The following is a 19,607-nucleotide window of genomic DNA, read 5'->3' as shown; positions in this document are numbered from 1 at the left end:
TGTCAGTGATAAATAGTATTATGTATAATTATCCTATTACCTATATATGTATAATAAAAATGATGAAATTACAAAAAAGCAGATTTCATTCGTCAATGACCTTATAAAAAGAGAAGAAACAAACCAGAAAGTAGTTGATGATTATGTGAAATCAGTGAAAAAAGGTTCAGTTGAGGAATTAACAAAGAAAGAAGCATCTTCATTGCTTGACAAGCTATTGAAAAAATAAAGATTAATAAAATAATGTATGATAAGGAAACAATGGAGAATCTCGACCTTTTAAAAAAGAATACATCGGAAGTTATAACACTGGATGAGTGCAGGGATTTGCTTTCCAGCAACAGCGAAGCCTATATAGGTTTTGAACCCTCCGGCCTTCCACATATAGCAATATTAATTTATGTAAATAAATTGAATGAACTGGTGAGCCTCGGCTTAAATGTAAAAATTTTGCTGGCTGATTGGCATGCAAGGGTTAACGATAAATTCGGAGGTGATATTAATCTTATTCGGGAAAGCGGTGAAACACTGAAAAAAAGCATGCTGTATGCAGGACTAAGCAATGACGTAAAGTTTTTGTGGGCAACAGATCTTGTATCAAATCCTGATTACTGGGAACTGCTTCTGCAAACGGCAAAAAACTCATCACTGCTGAGAATTAGGAGGTCTCTTCCAATAATGGGAAGAACAGAAGAAGATGCTGATAAAGATTTTAGCAAGTACATATACCCATTAATGCAGGTAACAGATGTATTTTATTTGAATTCAGACATTGCAATAGGCGGAACGGACCAACGGCATGCATACATGCTTTCAAGGGACATAGCTGAAAAAATGGGAAGAAAAAAACCTGTCCTGCTGGAAATGCCCCTGATTGCATCATTGAAAGGGAAAGGACGAATGGATGATTTCAAAAAGATGTCAAAAAGTGACCCGGATTCCGCGATCTTCCTCACAGATAAAGAAGAAGATATAAGAAGAAAAATAAAAAATGCATTTTGCCCAATGGGAATAGTTGAGAATAATCCGATTATAGATATAATAAAATATGTTATATTCCCATACTATGCAAGTGAAATAGAAATAAAAAGGCCAGAATCACACGGTGGCCCTTACGCACTTCACTCATTTAAAGAACTGGAATCAAAGTATTTAAATTCTGAAATACATCCTATGGATTTAAAAAAAGCACTTACTGAAATTTTAATAAACATTATATTGCCTGTAAGCAATAAACTTAACAGTGATTAAATGCCATGGATACCGATAAGAAGTGTGGATAAGCATGTTCATAGCATGCTTTTAAAAATGGGTGACAATTACATGCTGACTATAAAGAGCTTTAAGAAAGACCGAATAGTTACAGTGAAAAAACTGGATGGAAAATTCAATATAGTTGAGGAAGGTTTCAGGACAGAAAATTTTACAGTAGAAGAAAAAGATTTAAAGAAAACAATGAAAGACATAATAGATATAGAATATCCAAGATCACATAAAGTCATGGTTTCTGAGCAAGAAATGCATGATTAAAAATATTTATCAAGATTTGATTGATTTGCTCCTGTATAACTCTTCTCAATCTGATCCAGTATCGAATTTATCCTGTTCTCAGAAAATCCATGCTCGCCACAGAGATAACTTATTATCCCTTTTCTGTCAGGAGGCCTGAAATTTAACTGTTCAATTTTCTCCACCGGAGGATTGAGAAAAAGCTCTTTTATTTCATCAAGATTTTCTATGCTATTGCCCTTTTCTTTTAGCACATTTCCTATATTTCCATATTTTTTTATAAGGGAAAGCCCGGTTTTGGCGCCTATTCCCCGTATGCCTGGATTAAAATCAGTTCCAACAAGAATGCCTATATCAATAAGCTGTTCCTGTGAAATGCCAATGGTTTCCAGATTTTCCTTTAAATCAATAATTTCTGGAGTTATATTGATAAATTTTCCGGTTCCAGAAAGCCTTCTCCTGCCATACATGGTAAAATTTCTTAATATTCTTTTAGCGCCGAACAGAAGGCAATCATAATCCTGGGATATTACAGAATTAACTGTTCCATTTTTGCTCATATAGGAAGCCTGGGCCTCACCCTCGCTGGGCGCCTGTACCCATGGCAAACCCATAAGATCCAATAGTTTCTTTGACTCTGAAACTATATCATCTGTTATATAATTAATTCTGGATGACAGATTCTTTATTTTTTCTGTATCATTTTCACTTATTGCAATATTAAGTTCAGCGATATTTTTATCTTTTATTGCTTTCCTTTCTTTAAGAGTTTCACTTTTAAGATGGTAAGGTTTTCCATCAAAGGAATATACCGGCTTTATATTGTTCTCAAGCAACGTTGCTGAACGGTAAAAAACTCCTGAAAGATGTGAGGTTATATTGCCGAAAGAATCCTTAAGTGGTTCACCATTTTCTCCCCTGATGCTGCTTAAAAACTGATATATTACATTGAAAGCGTCTACTGATACAGTAATTCCGCTGTTCTCTTTTATGCTGGTCTTATGCTTTATTAATATTCCTGATATATTTACGCCCATTTTAATCACATTCTAGTCCGGTATCAACGAGTCTGAAATTTGTATACAAACCCTCAGGAATTGACCTGTGCTTTTCCACAGTTATCCTTCTTCTTCCTCCACCAAATTTTTCTATTCTGTAAATGGCCTTCATGGCATGATCTATGAAAAAGCCACCAAACGGTGTCAGAGTGTTGTTATTAACATCTTCATATACCTGGTTTGTTATTATAACTGGAATTTTGTATTTAAGCGCTATGCCTGCAAGTATATTCATTTGCTTTTCATAACCCTCCATTCTGGCAGAAGCATCTTTCCCGGCTTCCATTCTAAAAAAGTTTGTAAAGGAATCAACTATCATAATTCCGAAACTATTTTTAGAATCTTTCTTTTCACCGATTAATTTATCCGATTTTAAAAGTGCTAAATACTGATCATCCAGTGACTTAACCCTGTAAATATTCATGTGATCCAGCAATGAAACATCATTATTTGCTATGCTTTTAAATCTTTCAATAGAAAAACCTTCAGTGTCTACATACAGTACAGAGTGGCCACTTTTAAGTACATAATATGAATAGATCATGGACATATTTGATTTTCCAGATCCGCCTTCACCATAAAATTCAGTTATTATTCCCGGTTCCAGGCCTCCCTGCATTAAATTGTCAATGCATGAGTATCCTGAAGCAGTTTTGTTATCAATTTCATTAAATTTGACTTTTTCCATCTATAAGTATATTGCATATTATAATAAAATATTTCTAAAGTAAAAATACGCATGTGCCCAGCACTAAATTATATATAATAAATTTAGATACATATAGAATGGCAAATATATATCTGGCTATAGGAGTGATATTTTTAATAATGTCGGCTCTTTCCTTTGCACTGGGTATTTATTATCTGGGAATCGTTCTTTTAATAGTATTTATAATATTAATGTTTATGTTTTATAAAAGTTCGGCATTGCATGTAAATAAAAGGGTTTCAAGCATAACTTATGATGGCATTATTCGGTCTGGGCTATCAAAAATCGAAAAAGGAACTTTAAATATTGAAAAAGCTCAATTTATTTCAGTAATGGGCAAAATAAACGATTTGGTTTCATCACAGGGAACAATGCCAGAATTTGGAATCGATGCTGTTTACCTTGAATTTAACAGGCAGGACAGAGCAGAAAAACTAGTAGAACTTATAAAAGAAAGAGGAGTTAATGCCTCTGCAACCCAGGAACGATCATTGTGGAAGGTAAAAATAGACTTCACATAATAAGTGAGTAGCAGGCAATAATTTACAGGTATATTTTATTCAAAAATAACTCAGAAATATTTAACTTAAATGCTGCAATTATGTAATATGAAGGATTATGTCCATGCAGCTTTTGCATCAACAGGTTCATGGATAGGAAATATTTATGACCTTACTATTGTAACATACATTTATGTTGAACTTGAAAAAACATTTCATATTGGTCTCGGTGTAGTATCTTTGCTATTTGCACTTGGCCTTATCGGGCGATTCTTTGGTGGCTTATACCTTGGGAATCTTACAGATAAAATGGGTGCAAGGCGTATTATGGCAATCAGTACAGCTGGCTATGCTGTGTTTGCTGGTGTCATGGCATTTTCTCCGGATGTTGCAATACTTTTCACTGCAAGATTCATACAGGGCATATTTATGGGCGGTGAATGGACATCCGGCACCATGCTTGGATATGAGTTTTCTCCTGCTAATATAAGGTCAACTATATTCGGTGTAATCCAGAGTGGATATGGCATAGGCTATGCATTAACAGGTGTTGCTTATATTTTATTTCTTCCCACAATAGCTGTTTCCTGGAGATATTTCCTGATAACCGGCACAATTCCACTTATTATAGCACCATATACTCTCATGCGCATTCCAAAGGACAGCAAGAAAATTTCGCCAGGAAGGGAGAAAATACATTTGAAAAATTATAAAATCCCTTTGATAAAATCAATGATAATGATGTCTGGATTTTTCTCAGCTTATTTCGCCATACTCTCATTTTATCCAACAATAGCACCATCGTTTGGAATTTCTGAATCCCTTGTTGGGGCAATAATGATAATTTCAAGTATTACTGTAGCAATAGGATTTATACTATTTGGGAAGCTCTCTGAATTCTTTAGAAAAAAGCATTTAATTATGGCCGGATCTTTAATAGCGCTTGTTTTTGCATGGCTGGCTATGCCATATTTTTCAGGATTAAGGTTTCTGGCATTGCCAGGGATGATTGTATTTACACTTGGTGTGGGATCAATGCCCGTTATACCATTGCTTCTAATGGACAGAATAAATCCAGAAGTTCGTGGGTTAATATCCGGCATTTCCTATAATTTTGGTGCACTATTTGGCGGATTAATATCTGTATTCCTTGGTGTAATTGGCGGCATCGTTGGCTATCAGGAATTGATAATAGTTATAGATGTTACAACACTCATATGCCTTTCATCCGTATTCGTAATCGGAGCAACAATAAGGAAAACAAAAGAGTCAGCATCATACCTTTCAGGGCTATCAGGCAATATTGATAAATAGAAAAAATAATATGCTATTTTTATCTAATCTATTATGAATTTTCTGGATGAAATAAAAAATTTGAAGGAGCAGTTAAAATCAACCGATAAATTCGATGTGAATTTTAATTTTAACAATATTGTTATAACCGGTATGGGAGGTTCAGGAATTGTTGGAAATATTTTTCAGGAATACTATGCAAACATACCTGTGATTTCTATCGGCGATTACGGCATACCATCATTTGTAAACGAGAAAACACTGTTCATTGCTGTCAGCTATTCAGGAAATACTGAAGAAACAATAGATAATGTTGAAGATGCAAAGAAAAAAGGTGCACATGTAAGGGCGATTACATCTGGCGGAAAACTTGCAACTATAGTTGAAAATCCCATAATCATACCATCAGGATTGCAGCCCAGGTCTGCTCTTGGTTATATGCTAATGCCTCTTTTCAATACATTTTCTGCATTTAGTGAAGATGATGTAAACGAGGCATATAATGTACTAAATGATATGGATAAAAATCACGATGAAATGAAGTCACAGGCATTTAAAATTTATGAAAACAGTTATATTCCCATAATATATGGGTCGAAACCATTTAAATCTGTTGCATACAGGTGGAAAACACAGTTTAACGAAAATGCCAAAACATTTGCGTTCTACAGTTATTTCCCGGAACTTAACCATAATGATACAATGCCACTTAAATCTGCATACCGTATAAAAGAATATTTATTTTATGCATTTGAATCAGATAATGCAAGAATAAACCAGAGAATTAACATAACCGAAGAAATCACTGGAGAGCAATTCACAATAATAAAGTCACCGACCAGCAATTACTTTGCTAAATTATTCTATCTAATACATTATGCGGACTATTTAACATATGAACTGGCCCTGGTAAGAAATGTTGATCCAACAGATGTTTCAACAATTGAGGAATTGAAAAAGAAATTAGCTTAATTCCTTTATTTCTTTTGAGTTTTCGACTATTATTGATCCGCCTGGTGGCAAAATTGATTCTATTTCAGACCTTTCAATTTCAAGTATTTTTGCAATCTTATCTGCTGCAGTTGAACGTTTTTCATTTCCCGGCTTTATTATAACCCATTTCTTTGAATCTGTTTTTGTTTCTGCTGGTGAGATCATGGGTATTTGAGTATCCTTATAATCAATTAAAGATATTTTTAATTCCAGTGGAATATTTAAAACATAATTCCTCTTGCCCCTGATTATCCATGAACCTTTAGATACGAATTCTCCAGACTCTGGTGTTTTGCTCACCTGTGATGGATAAACCCAGTATGCAGTTCCGGAACCTAAGCCTGCTGGCCATGCACGGGATAATGAAATGGAAAATTCGCATGCTTCACTTATTGTATCTTCCGTTATATCTATACCATCATTTTTTATCAATGTGCTGGGTGCGCCATAAAGGTCAGCATGGACGTAAATGTCATTTTCAGACATGTGCTTCTTGACCAGCTTTTCATTAGTTTTTGCATCTCTCCCAGCCATAACCATGTTTCCTGCCGATGCAGTGAACCAGTGATATGATTCAAACCAGTATTTCACACGCTTCTTTTTTATTATCTTCTTTTCCTTTAAAATCAGTTTTTTAGTTTCTTCTATTGCCTTTTCAGCACCTTCTATCTTGCCTTTATAATCTTTTGCTGTATTGAATACATGATTGATATTATTTCCGGCCGATTCCCTATAATTTAAAGCAATTTCTATTCCATTATAACTAATTGAAAATTCATTTTTTCCAGGTTTTATATCAGATATTTCCAGATCATTAAAAGTTAAATTATCGGTATTACTTCTCTTTACATTGTTATAAACTATATTTAAAAGCTTCTGGAGCGATTGAAAATTCATTTTCAGATAATTTCCAAACTCATTGTAAATCAGCATATATTTATTGAATTCTTCTATGGATTTTCTTTGTGATTCGATTCTCCTTTCAACGCTGGATTTATTTTTCTCTGTCTCTGGATAATGCTTGAGGTAAAAATCAATGCCTTCATTGAAGTCATCGAACTCCTTATCCGGATCTTTTCCTGTTGCAGTTAAAAGTACCGGTGATAAAAGTTCCTCACTTTCATAATAAAATGCTTTATTCTTTGAAGATTCATTTATTATTTCAAGGATGTTATTATACAGCAATTCATATTTATCCTTTATTTCTGCCGGCATTTTGTCCTTATCTATGTTGCTTCTATACAGTGCTTCCTCTGCTATTTCACCACCAAGATTTGCACGGGTAGCAAGGGTTTTAACTACAGAGGCTTTGCTGTTATCAAGTATTTCGGAAAATGATTCTAAATCTCCCACTGGATTTACAGTAACTGGAGGTATATACTCCTCGCCGATAACGACTTTTCTGGTTTTATACACATGCTGGTCCATGGCAAAAACAATTTTTCCATTATCTGTAAGTATAAGATTGCCTGAACCAAATAACTCAAGAATTATTTCCTGCCCTGTATGCAATACTATTTTTATTACTCTGTCAAAATTGATCTGTTCTATTCCAACTATGCGCTTTTCTGATAATTGTTTCCTGAATAACATGGACAACTGTGTTGCTTCTTCCGGTTTTTCTGCATCATAAAACGCAATGCCTTTTGTTAGGGAAATGAAAAAATCACGCTTTTTTATATCAGATCTGTATAATTGCAGCACAAACTCCTTCTGATTTACCTGATATACTTTTTTTATAAATGAGTTTAATATGGTATCACCATAAATAGCAACAAATGCATGAAAGTCCAGTGATGATTCTTTAAGCTTCATGTTTTCATCTAATGATTGCTATTATTTTAACCTTGTTATGCTTAAAAATTTTTAAATATAAAAACCGGACCCGAATAATTTTAGAACCATGGGCACATAAAGTATTATGGAAGTAAAAGAAAATAAAATAGATATAGGTGGGAAAACAGTATATTACCTTTCATATGAACGGGGGAATATGAGGAATTTCATTCTTTTACACGATTCAAAACAAAGATCGGATTCATGGGCTAAAATTGATGCATTGAGAAAAATAGGGCAATGGGGATTTAATGTTTATGCCCCTGATCTTCCTGGCTTTGGGAATTCAGAACAGAATGAAAAATATAATTTTGGGTCATCGCCGTCAAAGGGCGCTTCTTTCATAAAGGATTTTGCTGAAAAGCTCTATTTATCATCGCTCAACATTGTAGGACCTTCTGTTTCTGCTGGCGTTGCCTTAAAAAGCGTGATAGATAGTCCCGAGTTAACTAACTCAGCAATAATAATTGGGGGCCTTGGCGTTGACCACATCCTGAATGAACTTAATAAAATAGAAAAGCCCGTGCTTATACTCTGGGGCACAAGGGATAATATTGTTCCAATTGACCATGGGCAAAAATATCACGATTTAATAGCATCATCAATTTTTGTAAGAATCGATGGTACAGGGCATTGCATTCAATTAGAAAAACCAGATATTTTCTTCAACAATGTTAAAAAATTTATAAATAATTTATAATATTTTATTATATAACCCTTGGTGCTATAATAATATACATCAACAGCATGAATACAAATATGCCTATAGCATAGTATATTTTTCTCACATTATTTTCATTCCTCAGAAATTTGAATTTTTCTCTTCTTGATGCTATGGTCAATGTATCCTTAAAGAACTGTCCACCATCAAGTATTGATAATGGAAGTGCATTCATAATCCCAAGAAGAAAATCTATCCAGAAGATCCAGTAAAGGCTGTTTGCTATGCCAAAAAATATGTAAGAGTTAAATGGTGTATGGAACAGATGCGCCAGGGAGCCCGGTATTGGTGAAAGCCCAAGAAGTGGAAGCCCAAGGGTTTCATAAAATTCAGGGCCTGCAATTTGGCCACCAAAAACAAGGCTGTGAAGGCTGTCAATCGATACATATCCCACTCCTGAATAGTCTATTTCTACTCCAATAAAACTTTCGCTCTTATAAACAGCTTTATTTGCTGTGGGATCGTCTTTCGCATAATAGCTGTATGTAGATACAGTTTTCATCGAATAAGTTTTGTAGGCCATTGTGCCATTGAAGGTCTCTACAGTCATATTTATTTGGGTTCCCGGTGCTATTTTATCAAGAACATTTCCAAGTGTGTCAACATTGTATATTATATGGCTTCCTGCAGCATCACTTATATTATATATTATGGAATCAGAAGGTACGCCTGCCTTTTCTGCAGGGCATCCTGAAATTAAATCAACTATGGCAACGCCCGTAGGCACACTTTTATTTGTTTCAGCCTTGCCATTAAACAGCGTTACATTTGCCAGCCCTGGAGTTATCATGGACGTATCCTCAAGAGAATTTAAGGCCTTACCAGATATATTTCCATAGGAAATTATTTCCATTCCCTTTGGTATGGCATGCCCTGCATCAATTGCTGTAGAGTCCTCAACATAGATACCTGAATGCACTGGAGCCGAAACCGGCATCATAACAAAAACAAGCAATACTATGCATATTGCAGCAATTATTAGATTTATTCCAGGCCCTGCCGCTACAATTCTCCTTCTGACAACAGGGTCAGCCGCCATTATCTCTTTTTCATCAGGCTCAACAAACGCTCCCACCGGTATAATAAAAAATAGGCCTCCCACGCTGTTTACTTTTATTCCCTGCTTTCTCGCTACAATTCCGTGGAACATTTCATGAATTACAACAGCAAAAACAAGACTTGCAGTACCATATCCAAGTGGAATAAAAGGATTTATTAAAGGAAGAGCTAAATATTCATTTAATGGCGGCGCTTCACTTGTTGGAATATGTATTATCGTGAGCAAAATAGCCTCATACATAAGCATTCCAAATGCAAGCAATCCTCCCAATACTACCAGTATAGTAGAAATTTTTCCAATCTGTTTTGCAGGCAGATGTTTTGCTACTGCATCAAGGATGCCTTTATTTTTTGTTGATTTTATCATTAACGCTGGTCCCAGTGTAGAAAAATGTTTTGTTTTATTAATCTCGGGAGCCAGTGCTATGATTATAATTGACCATGAAAGCACAATTAATATGATTAGAAAGATATCGTTATAGTTCATTTATAAGCTCATAGTTAAACATTAATAATAATCTTTTTCCTGCCTATTGCTGGACTTCAACATTTGACTCTATTTTTTTTAGAAAATTCAATATATTGTATTTTTCCTCATTGGTAAAATTCCTCAATGTATTATCTATAAACTTCAGGTGAAGTGTTTCAATTTTGTTAAAAAATGCTTTGCCCTTAGGAGTGATATTTATGTTTATTACTCTTCTATCGGTATCGCTTCTTACACGTTCCACATATAATGCTTCCTCAAGTTTGTCTATAACGCCGGTAATCCAGCCCTGTGTAACCATATTTATATTTGCCAGTTCAATCATGGGCAGTGAACCCCTCTCAGTCAAATTCTTCAGTATTCTGTACTCAACTGTAGACATTCCCAAGGAAATAAGGTTTTTTTCTGATGCTCTGTACCATGTTTTCCACGTTCTAAGAAATTCCCGCCAGACATCGTACCCTTTAATTTTATCCATTCCTATCGTTGTTTAATAATATAAAGGTATTTTATGCTTTCTATATAATAAACAATTATTCATTAAATCATTTACCATTAAATATTTATTTGTGCAAACTCCTGCGTTAACAGGATTTCAAGTTACAATTATTTATAAAATTTATAAAATTCTGTTAATTGTGTGTTTTTAATTTCCGTAATAATAGGAAAATTTATACGCTATTTATAAATAACAATAATATGGAAGAAATAATTGTGAGAGTAGGCGGAGCAGCTGGGGATGGCGTGCAATCAGCCGGACAAATACTGGAAAAAACATTTTCAAGAAGCGGATTATATGTAAGCACTTATAATTACTACCAGAGCCTGATACGCGGAGGCGAAAGCTGGTACCAGTTGAGGGCTTCTGATGAAAAAGTCAAAAATCAGGGGAGTGGCCTTGATGTTCTTGTTGCTTTGAACGCAGATTCACTTGAAAGGCACACAGATAGGAATATAAATGAAGGGGGAGCTTCACCTCTTAATGGAATAGCAATATACGATCCAGGCACAATAAAGAATTTTAAGAAATATGAGGGTATAAAATACTGCCCTGTTCCGTTAAGGGACATTGCAATGAAGTTCGATGCCAATCCACTGTTAAAAAATACTGTAGCACTTGGTGCTGTTGTTGCATCACTTGGACTGGATTTCAATGTATTTTCAGGAGTAATAGAAAAAGTATTCAACAAAAAAGGAAAACTTGTAGATTCAAATATAAACGCCGCAAAGGAAGGATATAACTATTATCTTCAGAATTATGGTTTATACAAAAAACTTAAAACTTTTGACAGAAAATTATATACTATAGGCGGGGGAGACGCAGCTGCCCTTGGCGCAATCAATGCCGGAATGCAAATGTACTTTGCATATCCAATGACGCCAGCATCATCATTTCTCCAGTTCATAGCAACACATGGCAAAAAATACCATGTATTTTTAAAACTAACAGAAGATGAAATAAGCGCAATAAACGCAGCTATAGGCGCAAGCTACGCAGGAGTAAGGGCAGCTACTGGATCATCAGGAGGCGGCTTTGCCCTTATGACCGAGGGTGTTGGCCTTGCGGCAATGACAGAAGTTCCACTTGTTATTTATGAGGCGCAGAGGCCCGGCCCTTCAACTGGACTTCCAACAAAGACCGAGCAGGGCGATCTAAACCAGATTCTTGGAGCCGGTCAGGGAGATATGCCAAGAATAGTTCTGGCACCTGGAACTGTGCAGGAAGCATTTGAACTAACAAAAGAGGCATTCAATCTTGCTGAAAAATACCAGCTTCCAGTATTTGTTCTTACCGATTTGTATTTAGCTGAACACGATGAAACCGTGGACTTTGATTTATCATATAATATTGACAGAGGCCTTATCGCAAAAGATAATGAAGCAAATTACAAGAGATATGAATTTACAGAAACAGGAATATCAAAAAGGGCGTTTCCAGGGCAGCCAGGATTAATGCATAATGAAGATTCTGATGAGCATAATGAATACGGTGCAGTCGTAAGTGATGCCATAACAGATCCAGGTCAGAGAAAACTCTCCATGGAAAAGAGAATGAAAAAACTGGATGAATACATGAAGGAGATGCCATCTACACCCGCTTATAAAATGAATGATGCGGAATATGCTGTTATACAATGGGGTTCTACAAGAGGTGCAGTGGAAGAAACAATTGACTGCATGAGAAAAGAGGGTGTAAAAATAGGGGCAATAGAAGTTACACACATATTCCCCATGAATCATGACATAGGAAAAATGCTGGTAAATAAAAAGAAGGTTATAGTCGTTGAAAACAATTTCTCAGGCCAGTTAAACGGGTTAATAAGAAAGGAATTTCTGATTAATACAGAATTTATAGGGAAATACGATGGAGAAGCATTTTTCCCTGCTAATCTAAAAACGCAGCTCGAAGAAACAATATTTGGAAAGAAATTAAAAGTGGAGGAATAAATATGATACCTGTAAACGAATACAAAGGAAAAGTAATGCCTGATTGGTGCCCTGGCTGTGGAAATTTTTCACAGTTAAGAGCGATTACAGTGGCTTTATCCGAACTGGACATAAAACCGGAAAATGCTGTAATAACATCTGGAATAGGATGCTCAAGCAACATGCCTGAATTCATAAATACCTACGGATATCATGGATTGCACGGGCGATCTGTACCTGTTGCCGAGGGCATAAGATGGGCAAACAGAAAACTGACAGTAATAGCTTATGGGGGAGATGGTGACGGATTCTTTGAAGGATCACAGCATTTCTATCATGCAGCAAAGAGAAATGTGAATATGGTATATATGGTATCAGATAACCAGGTCTTTGGACTGACAACAGGCCAGGCTTCGCCTACAACACCCATAGGGAGAATTACCAAAAGCACACCAGATGGGAATATAGAGCCTCCTTTCAATCCTTTACATTATGCTTTAACAGCAGGTGCTACATTTGTTGCAAGAGGGCTTTCCGGCGATATAAAACAATTAACCGAACTTACCAAAGCGGCAATACAGCATAAGGGCTTTTCATTTATAGATGTGTTCAGTCCATGTGTCACATACAATAAAATAGAGGGCTATGATTTCTTCAGAAAAACTACATATACACTTAAGGACAACAATAAAAAGGATTTCTATGAAGCATTTAAGCACGCATCAGAATGGGGAGAGGACGCAAATTCAATACCTATAGGCGTACTGTATGATGTTGATGCACCTGTTTATGAAGACGCAGATGAAACACTATCAGCATACAATCTCAAGGAAACACAGCCATACAAGCTGACAGAAGCAGATCTTGAAGAATTCTACTAAAATCTTATCTGTATTTATTTTTTTAATAAATATAATATTAATAATTATTAATATTTTTATACAATGTTAATATTCCAGAATATGGGGCTTGGAAAAAGAGATTTAAACAGAAAAAGAAAAAGCATAGAAATGAAAATAGAAGAGCTGGAGCAGAGAGCACGGAAAAATCCTATGGATAAATCCATTCAAAGTGAAATAAAAGATTTAAAGAAAAAGCTTGACAAATAGTATTTAAAATAGGTTTTTGTATTATTAATTTTAAGTTAATAAGGGGGCATTGGCTTTAATACAGTGCCCTCAGCGTTCATCAGTGTTTTATATTTTTTCGGATTTATTTCAACGTACCTGACTTCCTTTTCTTCCTGTTTTATTACAACTCTTTCTATAGAATCGTCTGTTTTATTTGCCATTTCACATACTTCAGATACCTCTTCAGGGGTTAAATCACGGTCTGTATCATCAATATACCTGATTCTGATCTGTTTGATTTCACTGCATGTATACATAATTGATAAATGAAAATGCATTAATTAACCTTGCCATTCAGGAATAATATTATGCCAATAACTTCTTTAAACACTTCATCAATGCTTCTTGAATTTTCCTTAATAGTATATATGTGATTGGCGGGAAGCCTATCAGCTGCTTCGAAATATATCAGTCCGGAAAGCTGTGCATCTATATTTTCCTCTATTTTTTCTTCAGGATAGCCGCGGGCATGCATTCTATTCCTTAACTGGCTTTCATCATCTTCAAGTATTATTACATATTGGCAGTCGAGCAGATGCGAATAATGGGATTCTACTACTTCAAAATTTATACGCTTCTCCATGAGCATATCTATATCCACTATGTCGTCGGAGATCGCCCCACATTCCATTGCAAACTTATTCAACCCATGGCATTTAATTCCATTCTCATTTAGCATTTTGCATATTGTTGTTTTTCCAGTTCCCGGTATTCCTGTAATGCAGATCATTTTATACACACTCCATGGAATAAAAATAAGGAGCGAGCTTTACTGGCATTGAGAGATGCCTTCTGGCTATTACAGGAACTTCATAAAATTTTTCTTCTATATTTCTGTCCACTTCATAAAATGCAGCGTTTTTATACCTTTTTTTGCATACCGGGCATCTGTAGTCCATAAATCCTTTTGATTTTGTTTTAACATGGCAATCAGGGCATACCGGAGCTTCTTTTCTGTAGAGCTTTGCTTTTTTTATAATTTTTATTTTTTCCAGCTTTATAGCCCCATTCATGTATGAACCATATGCATTTACAATGTCTCCCGGTATAAGGGAATTCAATACTTTTCTAAATTCCTTTGTTGGTTCAAACGCTGCAAGTTTTATTTTATAATTTTTATATTTCATTTCAACGAAGCTGTGCCCTCCTTCTATTGTATATGGATTGCCGGAAATAATGCCTGTGGCTGAATAAGAACCCATATTTGAAAGGTAATCCGGTTCTATAAGTATATGATCATCAGTGCCCTGATTAGTTTTGAATATTATATATCCCTGATCATCTATTTTATGCTTTTCCTGTATTTTGCCGTAAATTGAGATCAGATCGTTTTTATCAACACCTCTGACACCAAATATTACCGGAGTTTTTGGTTTTGGAAATATGGCAGGATAATTATTTTCAAGGTCTACATTATTGAATGTAGTCTGGTATTCCTCAGGAATAAGAGAAATCATGATTTTCTCATCATGGCTTATCGCCCCATAATGGGGATACCTGTAATCTAATAATTCGTAAGTATATTTCTGGCCCGGCCATGCAAGAGATGCTGAAGATCCAATAATTCCATGCCCTGTTTTAATTTTTTTATATATCGCTTTTTCTGCAAGATATTTTTCTATGAAATTGATGCTTATATCTTCCTGAAGTGCTTTGCTGTAAAGCGTTTTTTCAAATCTATCGCCAGAAATTACTATTCCGGGATTGGTTTTTTCGCTATCCTTTACATATAATTCTTCAACAATAGATGAAATAAAATCCATCAGTTCATTCTGGTCAGGCTCTTCACGAAGTTTTTCATAGGAATATATGTATTTTCCGGATATTTTTCCAGTTATAGATCTTTTTCCGTTACCTTTGCCAAGATTTATATTCAGTGCACCATTCCCTCTGGTTTTATAACTTATATTCGGATTAAGCCTGACAAGCTCTGGATCTCCTATAATATCATATTTACCTCTGGAAATTATATCAAATATCGTATATGTTGTGCACATTCTATCCTGGCTGTCAGTATCATCTATTGCTACATACATTACTGTCCGTACCTCCTCTTTCTTGACTGGTAAGAATATATGGCACGCAAAAAATCCAGTTTTTTAAAATCTGGCCAGTTCACATCTGAAAAATACAGCTCAGAATAAGCCGATTGCCATAGAAGAAAATTAGAAATTCTTTCCTCACCGCTTGTCCTTAAAATAAGATCTGGATCCGTGAGTGTGTTATCGTAAAGATAATTCCTGAAAAGCGTTTCATTTATATCTTCAATTTTTATATTCTGAGATAGCACATCAGTTGCTATGTGCTTTACTGCATCTATTATTTCCTGCCTGCCGCCATAACCAATTGCAAGATTGAATTTGAATTTTTTGAAATTTTCTGTTGTTTTTTCTACTTCTTTGATGGTTTGTATAAGATACTCTGGAAGGCCTTTAAAGTCACCTATAACCCTTACCTTAATTTCGTTTTTATATACTCTGTTATCCTTCAATAAACCAAGAAGTGCATCATTTATTAAATTAAATAAGAATTTTACTTCCTGTGTATCTCTTTTAAAATTTTCAGTTGAAAACCCATAAACAGTGACTATTTTTATTCCAATTTCCATTGACCAGTTAAGAACTTCCTCGAGCTTATCCTTACCCTTAACATGCCCTTCATTTGGTGAAAGCCCAACCTGCCTGGCATATCGCCTGTTGCCGTCTGTAATAATTCCCAGATGATGGGGTACTTTATCTTTTTTGACCTCTTCCATTAAAGCCTGCTCGTATACTCCCGAGGCGATATCTCCTATTTTGTGGGCAATACTCATCTCTTTATAATCGTTATAAAGTATTTATTTATATTTTTTTTAGCTCAATGGAGTACATATTCTGATATTTTGAAAAGCCATGCACAATTCTTTTATAGATTATTTCAAGCCCTGCATTTTTAAAGCATTCCATTCTATATTCAAGAGTTGGAAGGTCACATATTTCATAGTAGTTAATCACTCCGCCTGTTTTCAGTACACTGTATGCTAAATCTGTATATTTCCACGCATCATGTGGCAAATTCATAATTACTCTATCAGCATTATTGTAGGATTTTATTAATTTTGCTGAATCTCCACAGAATGCTGCCACTGTTCCTTTTAATTTATTTAATTTTATATTTTCATTAAAAATCGTTATGGCATCGGGATTTATATCCATTGCAATTATTTTGCATTCCTTATTCTTTGCGATTAGAAGTGAAAATGGGCCTATGCCTGCAAACATATCTATTATATATTCACCGGGCAAAACCTCCTTTGCTATTCTCAGGCGTTCACTTGCAAGCCTTGGAGAAAAATAAGCCTTTGACACATCAACATTCAGCCTTATCCCATTTTCTCTGTATACTGTTCTTGTTACAGGTTCACCATAAATTAATTTTAGTTGCCTTGTCCTGAATTCCCCTGAAATGCCACTGTCATAATAAATAGTCTTAATATTTTTTCTGGTTTTCAAATAAGTTGAGAGAGATCTGGCTTCTTCAATAGTTTTTCCTTTTATAATTGCAATACTGCCCATAATATCATATGAGAAAGATACCTTTTCAAGTTTTGGCCTGGAAGAAGCTATTCCCTCTATATCTACAGTATCATAACTAGAAGTATTGCTTTTTAAAGGAATATATACATATTCGCTATCATTAATTATCTTATAATCTACATTTATTAAATTCAAGTTTTTTAATTCTTCAATTGTTTTTTGTGCATTTTTCTTATAAACTTTCACATGGAACATATTACTTCCTGAAATACCTGTTGTTCAGCCTGCCTGCATTTTCAATCGTATCCTTTGCCAGCTTTACGGAGAAACCAAAGATCCTTGATATATCTTCAATTTTTGCATTTGCAATTGCTTCTATTGATGCAAATCCATTACTGTAGAGCCGGCGGCCACGGACTCTTCCTATTCCGGGAATTTCTATTATTCTCACTATTTCTTCTTTTACTCCTTCCTTTATTCTTATATTTAAATGCAGAAGCGTACTTTCCTTCTCCTTATCAAACATATGTGCCATTCTGTATAATGAATAGGATATCCAGTCTGCAGAGGATGCCTTTGCCTGAATATCCCCTGGCCCTATGCCAAAGTTTTCAGATATTGTTCCGGTAGGAACCTCATTAATCCACTCATTGAGTATTATTGCAGTTTTTGCTGCTTTCATTGACTCTTCACTGAAATCATTTATACTGTATTTGTCAAGGAATTCTTCAAGGTATTCGTAATCAGATGTTCTGTAATTGAAAGTGATCATATCAGGTGTTTTGCAGATATAATAAAGGTAAAGTTCCTCTGAAAATTCAAGGCCAATGCACTGTTTTAATATAAGTGAAGTAACAGGGTCAATATAAAGTTCCGATGTAAGAGTTCCAAATTTGGTGGCACTGTAAAATCCGTTTTCTTCTTTAATAAAATCATTGTCGATGAGAAAATATAATGCGCTTTCAAATGAAAGACCATAATCTTCTATATCATTCTGTATGGCAAGAAGTGTTTTTGCATAAAATGATTCAATGCCCTTTAAATTATGTGCTATTCCTGAAGAGACAATTGCAAGTATATTGAACCTTATAAGGCTGTTTGAATCCATATGTGACATAACAGGCTCAAGTTCTCCACTTAAATATCCTTCTGCTACATGCATCATGCCTGGAGATGAAACATATATGTATCCATATCCCTTTTTGTCATATTTTGGCCTCCCAGCCCTTCCCAGCATCTGCTGTATCTCTATTGCAGATATTGGCTTGCTGTATCCATCAGAAAATCTTGTTATATCTCTTATTATAACTGTTCTGGCTGGCAAATTCACACCTGCGGCCAGTGTTGGCGTTGCTGCAAGTATTTTGATATAACCATTTTTATAGAGTTTTTCTATCTCTGTTCTCTGTTCATTGGATAGCCCAGCATGATGAAACATTACACCATGCAAAATCATATTGAGCTGATCATCGGTAAAGAGATCTGGAAAAACTTCCATAGTTTCCAAATCATTTTTAAAATTAAAGAAATTTGTTAAACTTTCTGAGTATTTCTCAGCATTTCTTCTTGAATTCCTGAATACAAGCACCTGGCCACCTGATTCCACACTTTCCTTTATTAAGTATACTTCATCATCCCTACCAAGCTGTTTTGTATCATCTTTACTGATCAGCTTATTCTTGAATATTATTCCTGTTTCAAGTGGCACAGCTCGAAAATCTGATATAACAGTATCTGAATTCATCCATTCTGCAAGTTCCTTAATATTTGAAACAGTTGCTGATAAGCCAAGTAATAATACTTCAGGATTAAGATATAATATGGAAGATATAACGGTTTCAAGCCTTGGCCCTCTGGATTCATCCCCAATCATATGAATTTCATCAATAATCACCAGGCCAAAATAGTTCAATATGTCCGGGTCACGGTGAAGCATTGAATCAGCTCTTTCGGATGTTGCAATTATAACATCGTAATTTTTTACAAAAGATGGCGGCACATCATAATCTCCTATTGATATGGTTACTTTTAATCCCAGGTCTTTAAGCGATAATAACTCTGCAAATTTTTCCATTGCAAGTGATCTTAAAGGCACAATGTACATTGATTTTTTTCCCTTTAAATACGCATCATAAATTGAAATATAAGCAATAAGCGTCTTTCCAGAAGCAGTTGGCACTGAAACTATAACGTTTCTATTATTTCTAATTTTTTTTATTGCTTCTTCCTGATGCTTATATAAAGTAAAATCATTATTGTCTGTTACTTTCAGGAATTCAGAAGGAACGACCTCGCTTAATTTCATGGCAGATTATTATTGTATGTTTTATATAGCTATCTACTGAAAATTACAGAAGATATGCTTTACAG

21 protein-coding genes are annotated in these 19,607 nt (G+C 35.0%); 10 read left to right on the top strand and 11 right to left on the bottom strand.

Annotated features, from left to right (window positions below):
* Positions 1-46: 46 nt before the first annotated feature.
* The 3 genes from WKI77_RS05100 to WKI77_RS05090 are packed head-to-tail and all read left to right on the top strand — an operon-like array spanning position 47 to position 1,530.
* Entirely contained in the window at positions 47-229 is a 183-nt protein-coding gene (locus tag WKI77_RS05100) for a hypothetical protein (protein ID WP_337860748.1), read from the top strand.
* 14 nt (positions 230-243) lie between these two features.
* The gene (locus tag WKI77_RS05095) at positions 244-1,251 is read left to right on the top strand and encodes a tyrosine--tRNA ligase (RefSeq protein WP_337860747.1); all 1,008 of its coding nucleotides are present in this window, start codon (positions 244-246) and stop codon (positions 1,249-1,251) included.
* Positions 1,252-1,530, top strand: coding sequence for a hypothetical protein (locus WKI77_RS05090; RefSeq protein ID WP_337860746.1), 279 nt, complete (start codon positions 1,252-1,254; stop codon positions 1,528-1,530). It abuts the gene before it with no gap.
* Here the strand turns inward: WKI77_RS05090 and fen are convergent.
* Together fen and radB are read right to left on the bottom strand one after the other, a co-directional pair.
* Positions 1,527-2,546: a flap endonuclease-1 gene (gene fen / locus WKI77_RS05085; RefSeq protein WP_337860745.1), complete on the bottom strand. Its 1,020-nt coding sequence runs from the start codon at positions 2,544-2,546 to the stop codon at positions 1,527-1,529. The genes WKI77_RS05090 and fen overlap by 4 nt on opposite strands.
* 1 nt (position 2,547) lies before the next feature.
* Entirely contained in the window at positions 2,548-3,255 is a 708-nt protein-coding gene (gene radB, locus WKI77_RS05080; RefSeq protein WP_337860744.1) for a DNA repair and recombination protein RadB, read from the bottom strand.
* Positions 3,256-3,353: 98 nt separating this feature from the next.
* On the opposite strand from radB, the gene WKI77_RS05075 reads away from it, so the two are divergent.
* The 3 genes from WKI77_RS05075 (at position 3,354) to WKI77_RS05065 (ending at position 6,041) form a co-directional block, all read left to right on the top strand.
* Positions 3,354-3,797: a hypothetical protein gene (locus tag WKI77_RS05075; RefSeq protein ID WP_337860743.1), complete on the top strand. Its 444-nt coding sequence runs from the start codon at positions 3,354-3,356 to the stop codon at positions 3,795-3,797.
* Between the two features lie 87 nt (positions 3,798-3,884).
* A complete protein-coding gene (locus WKI77_RS05070) occupies positions 3,885-5,090 on the top strand; it encodes an MFS transporter (RefSeq protein WP_337860742.1) in 1,206 nt (401 codons plus the stop codon).
* Positions 5,091-5,123: 33 nt separating this feature from the next.
* Positions 5,124-6,041, top strand: coding sequence for a bifunctional phosphoglucose/phosphomannose isomerase (locus WKI77_RS05065; RefSeq protein ID WP_337860741.1), 918 nt, complete (start codon positions 5,124-5,126; stop codon positions 6,039-6,041).
* Here WKI77_RS05065 and rqcH read toward each other — a convergent pair.
* Positions 6,033-7,877, bottom strand: coding sequence for a ribosome rescue protein RqcH (gene rqcH / locus WKI77_RS05060; RefSeq protein WP_337860740.1), 1,845 nt, complete (start codon positions 7,875-7,877; stop codon positions 6,033-6,035). The genes WKI77_RS05065 and rqcH overlap by 9 nt on opposite strands.
* 106 nt (positions 7,878-7,983) lie before the next feature.
* On the opposite strand from rqcH, the gene WKI77_RS05055 reads away from it, so the two are divergent.
* Positions 7,984-8,598: an alpha/beta hydrolase gene (locus WKI77_RS05055; protein WP_337860739.1), complete on the top strand. Its 615-nt coding sequence runs from the start codon at positions 7,984-7,986 to the stop codon at positions 8,596-8,598.
* A gap of 7 nt (positions 8,599-8,605) precedes the next feature.
* Here the strand turns inward: WKI77_RS05055 and WKI77_RS05050 are convergent, their stop codons facing one another.
* Positions 8,606-10,165, bottom strand: a complete 1,560-nt coding sequence (locus WKI77_RS05050) for a site-2 protease family protein (RefSeq protein WP_337860738.1) — start codon at positions 10,163-10,165, stop codon at positions 8,606-8,608.
* A 43-nt stretch (positions 10,166-10,208) separates the two neighbouring features.
* Entirely contained in the window at positions 10,209-10,643 is a 435-nt protein-coding gene (locus WKI77_RS05045; RefSeq protein WP_337860737.1) for a MarR family transcriptional regulator, read from the bottom strand.
* A 221-nt stretch (positions 10,644-10,864) separates the two neighbouring features.
* Between WKI77_RS05045 and WKI77_RS05040 the strand changes: the two genes are divergently transcribed.
* The 3 genes from WKI77_RS05040 to WKI77_RS05030 all read left to right on the top strand — a co-directional run bounded on the left by WKI77_RS05040 (position 10,865) and on the right by WKI77_RS05030 (position 13,701).
* Entirely contained in the window at positions 10,865-12,613 is a 1,749-nt protein-coding gene (locus WKI77_RS05040; protein WP_337860736.1) for a 2-oxoacid:acceptor oxidoreductase subunit alpha, read from the top strand.
* A 2-nt stretch (positions 12,614-12,615) separates the two neighbouring features.
* Complete coding sequence (locus WKI77_RS05035) at positions 12,616-13,473, top strand: thiamine pyrophosphate-dependent enzyme (RefSeq protein ID WP_337860735.1); 858 nt, start codon at positions 12,616-12,618, stop codon at positions 13,471-13,473.
* A gap of 63 nt (positions 13,474-13,536) precedes the next feature.
* Entirely contained in the window at positions 13,537-13,701 is a 165-nt protein-coding gene (locus tag WKI77_RS05030; RefSeq protein WP_337860734.1) for a hypothetical protein, read from the top strand.
* A gap of 35 nt (positions 13,702-13,736) precedes the next feature.
* Here the strand turns inward: WKI77_RS05030 and WKI77_RS05025 are convergent, their stop codons facing one another.
* Genes WKI77_RS05025 through WKI77_RS05000 form a run of 6 tightly spaced genes read right to left on the bottom strand, consistent with a single transcriptional unit; the run spans position 13,737 to position 19,542 of the window.
* Positions 13,737-13,979 carry a hypothetical protein gene (locus tag WKI77_RS05025; protein WP_337860733.1) on the bottom strand — a complete coding sequence of 81 codons (243 nt, stop codon included), beginning with the start codon at positions 13,977-13,979 and terminating at the stop codon, positions 13,737-13,739.
* Positions 13,980-13,999: 20 nt separating this feature from the next.
* Positions 14,000-14,452 (bottom strand): adenylate kinase family protein, encoded by a 453-nt coding sequence (locus tag WKI77_RS05020; protein WP_337860732.1) that lies wholly within the window; start codon positions 14,450-14,452, stop codon positions 14,000-14,002.
* Between the two features lies 1 nt (position 14,453).
* The gene (locus tag WKI77_RS05015) at positions 14,454-15,758 is read right to left on the bottom strand and encodes a tRNA(Ile)(2)-agmatinylcytidine synthase (RefSeq protein WP_337860731.1); all 1,305 of its coding nucleotides are present in this window, start codon (positions 15,756-15,758) and stop codon (positions 14,454-14,456) included.
* On the bottom strand, positions 15,758-16,534 hold the full coding sequence (gene uppS, locus WKI77_RS05010; protein WP_337860730.1) for a polyprenyl diphosphate synthase: 777 nt from the start codon (positions 16,532-16,534) through the stop codon (positions 15,758-15,760). Before uppS ends, WKI77_RS05015 begins: the two co-directional genes overlap by 1 nt.
* Positions 16,535-16,562: 28 nt before the next feature.
* Positions 16,563-17,492, bottom strand: a complete 930-nt coding sequence (locus WKI77_RS05005; RefSeq protein ID WP_337860729.1) for a class I SAM-dependent methyltransferase family protein — start codon at positions 17,490-17,492, stop codon at positions 16,563-16,565.
* A gap of 1 nt (position 17,493) precedes the next feature.
* On the bottom strand, positions 17,494-19,542 hold the full coding sequence (locus tag WKI77_RS05000; RefSeq protein ID WP_337860728.1) for an ATP-dependent DNA helicase: 2,049 nt from the start codon (positions 19,540-19,542) through the stop codon (positions 17,494-17,496).
* Positions 19,543-19,607: the final 65 nt, after the last annotated feature.

Origin of the sequence: Ferroplasma sp. (genome assembly GCF_037442045.1) — an archaeon.
Classification (GTDB): Archaea; Thermoplasmatota; Thermoplasmata; order Thermoplasmatales; family Thermoplasmataceae; genus Ferroplasma.
This window is presented reverse-complemented; position numbering and strand designations above follow the sequence as displayed.

Bases quoted from the DNA above. Each gene is read 5' to 3' on its own strand.
- WKI77_RS05100 (WP_337860748.1), top strand. From the start codon at position 47: ATGTATAATAAAAATGATGAAATTACAAAAAAGCAGATTTCATTCGTC.
- WKI77_RS05095 (WP_337860747.1), top strand. From the start codon at position 244: ATGTATGATAAGGAAACAATGGAGAATCTCGACCTTTTAAAAAAGAAT.
- WKI77_RS05090 (WP_337860746.1), top strand. From the start codon at position 1,252: ATGCCATGGATACCGATAAGAAGTGTGGATAAGCATGTTCATAGCATG.
- fen (WP_337860745.1), bottom strand. From the start codon at position 2,546: ATGGGCGTAAATATATCAGGAATATTAATAAAGCATAAGACCAGCATA.
- radB (WP_337860744.1), bottom strand. From the start codon at position 3,255: ATGGAAAAAGTCAAATTTAATGAAATTGATAACAAAACTGCTTCAGGA.
- WKI77_RS05075 (WP_337860743.1), top strand. From the start codon at position 3,354: ATGGCAAATATATATCTGGCTATAGGAGTGATATTTTTAATAATGTCG.
- WKI77_RS05070 (WP_337860742.1), top strand. From the start codon at position 3,885: ATGAAGGATTATGTCCATGCAGCTTTTGCATCAACAGGTTCATGGATA.
- WKI77_RS05065 (WP_337860741.1), top strand. From the start codon at position 5,124: ATGAATTTTCTGGATGAAATAAAAAATTTGAAGGAGCAGTTAAAATCA.
- rqcH (WP_337860740.1), bottom strand. From the start codon at position 7,877: ATGAAGCTTAAAGAATCATCACTGGACTTTCATGCATTTGTTGCTATT.
- WKI77_RS05055 (WP_337860739.1), top strand. From the start codon at position 7,984: ATGGAAGTAAAAGAAAATAAAATAGATATAGGTGGGAAAACAGTATAT.
- WKI77_RS05050 (WP_337860738.1), bottom strand. From the start codon at position 10,165: ATGAACTATAACGATATCTTTCTAATCATATTAATTGTGCTTTCATGG.
- WKI77_RS05045 (WP_337860737.1), bottom strand. From the start codon at position 10,643: ATGGATAAAATTAAAGGGTACGATGTCTGGCGGGAATTTCTTAGAACG.
- WKI77_RS05040 (WP_337860736.1), top strand. From the start codon at position 10,865: ATGGAAGAAATAATTGTGAGAGTAGGCGGAGCAGCTGGGGATGGCGTG.
- WKI77_RS05035 (WP_337860735.1), top strand. From the start codon at position 12,616: ATGATACCTGTAAACGAATACAAAGGAAAAGTAATGCCTGATTGGTGC.
- WKI77_RS05030 (WP_337860734.1), top strand. From the start codon at position 13,537: ATGTTAATATTCCAGAATATGGGGCTTGGAAAAAGAGATTTAAACAGA.
- WKI77_RS05025 (WP_337860733.1), bottom strand. From the start codon at position 13,979: ATGTATACATGCAGTGAAATCAAACAGATCAGAATCAGGTATATTGAT.
- WKI77_RS05020 (WP_337860732.1), bottom strand. From the start codon at position 14,452: ATGATCTGCATTACAGGAATACCGGGAACTGGAAAAACAACAATATGC.
- WKI77_RS05015 (WP_337860731.1), bottom strand. From the start codon at position 15,758: ATGTATGTAGCAATAGATGATACTGACAGCCAGGATAGAATGTGCACA.
- uppS (WP_337860730.1), bottom strand. From the start codon at position 16,534: ATGAGTATTGCCCACAAAATAGGAGATATCGCCTCGGGAGTATACGAG.
- WKI77_RS05005 (WP_337860729.1), bottom strand. From the start codon at position 17,492: ATGTTCCATGTGAAAGTTTATAAGAAAAATGCACAAAAAACAATTGAA.
- WKI77_RS05000 (WP_337860728.1), bottom strand. From the start codon at position 19,542: ATGAAATTAAGCGAGGTCGTTCCTTCTGAATTCCTGAAAGTAACAGAC.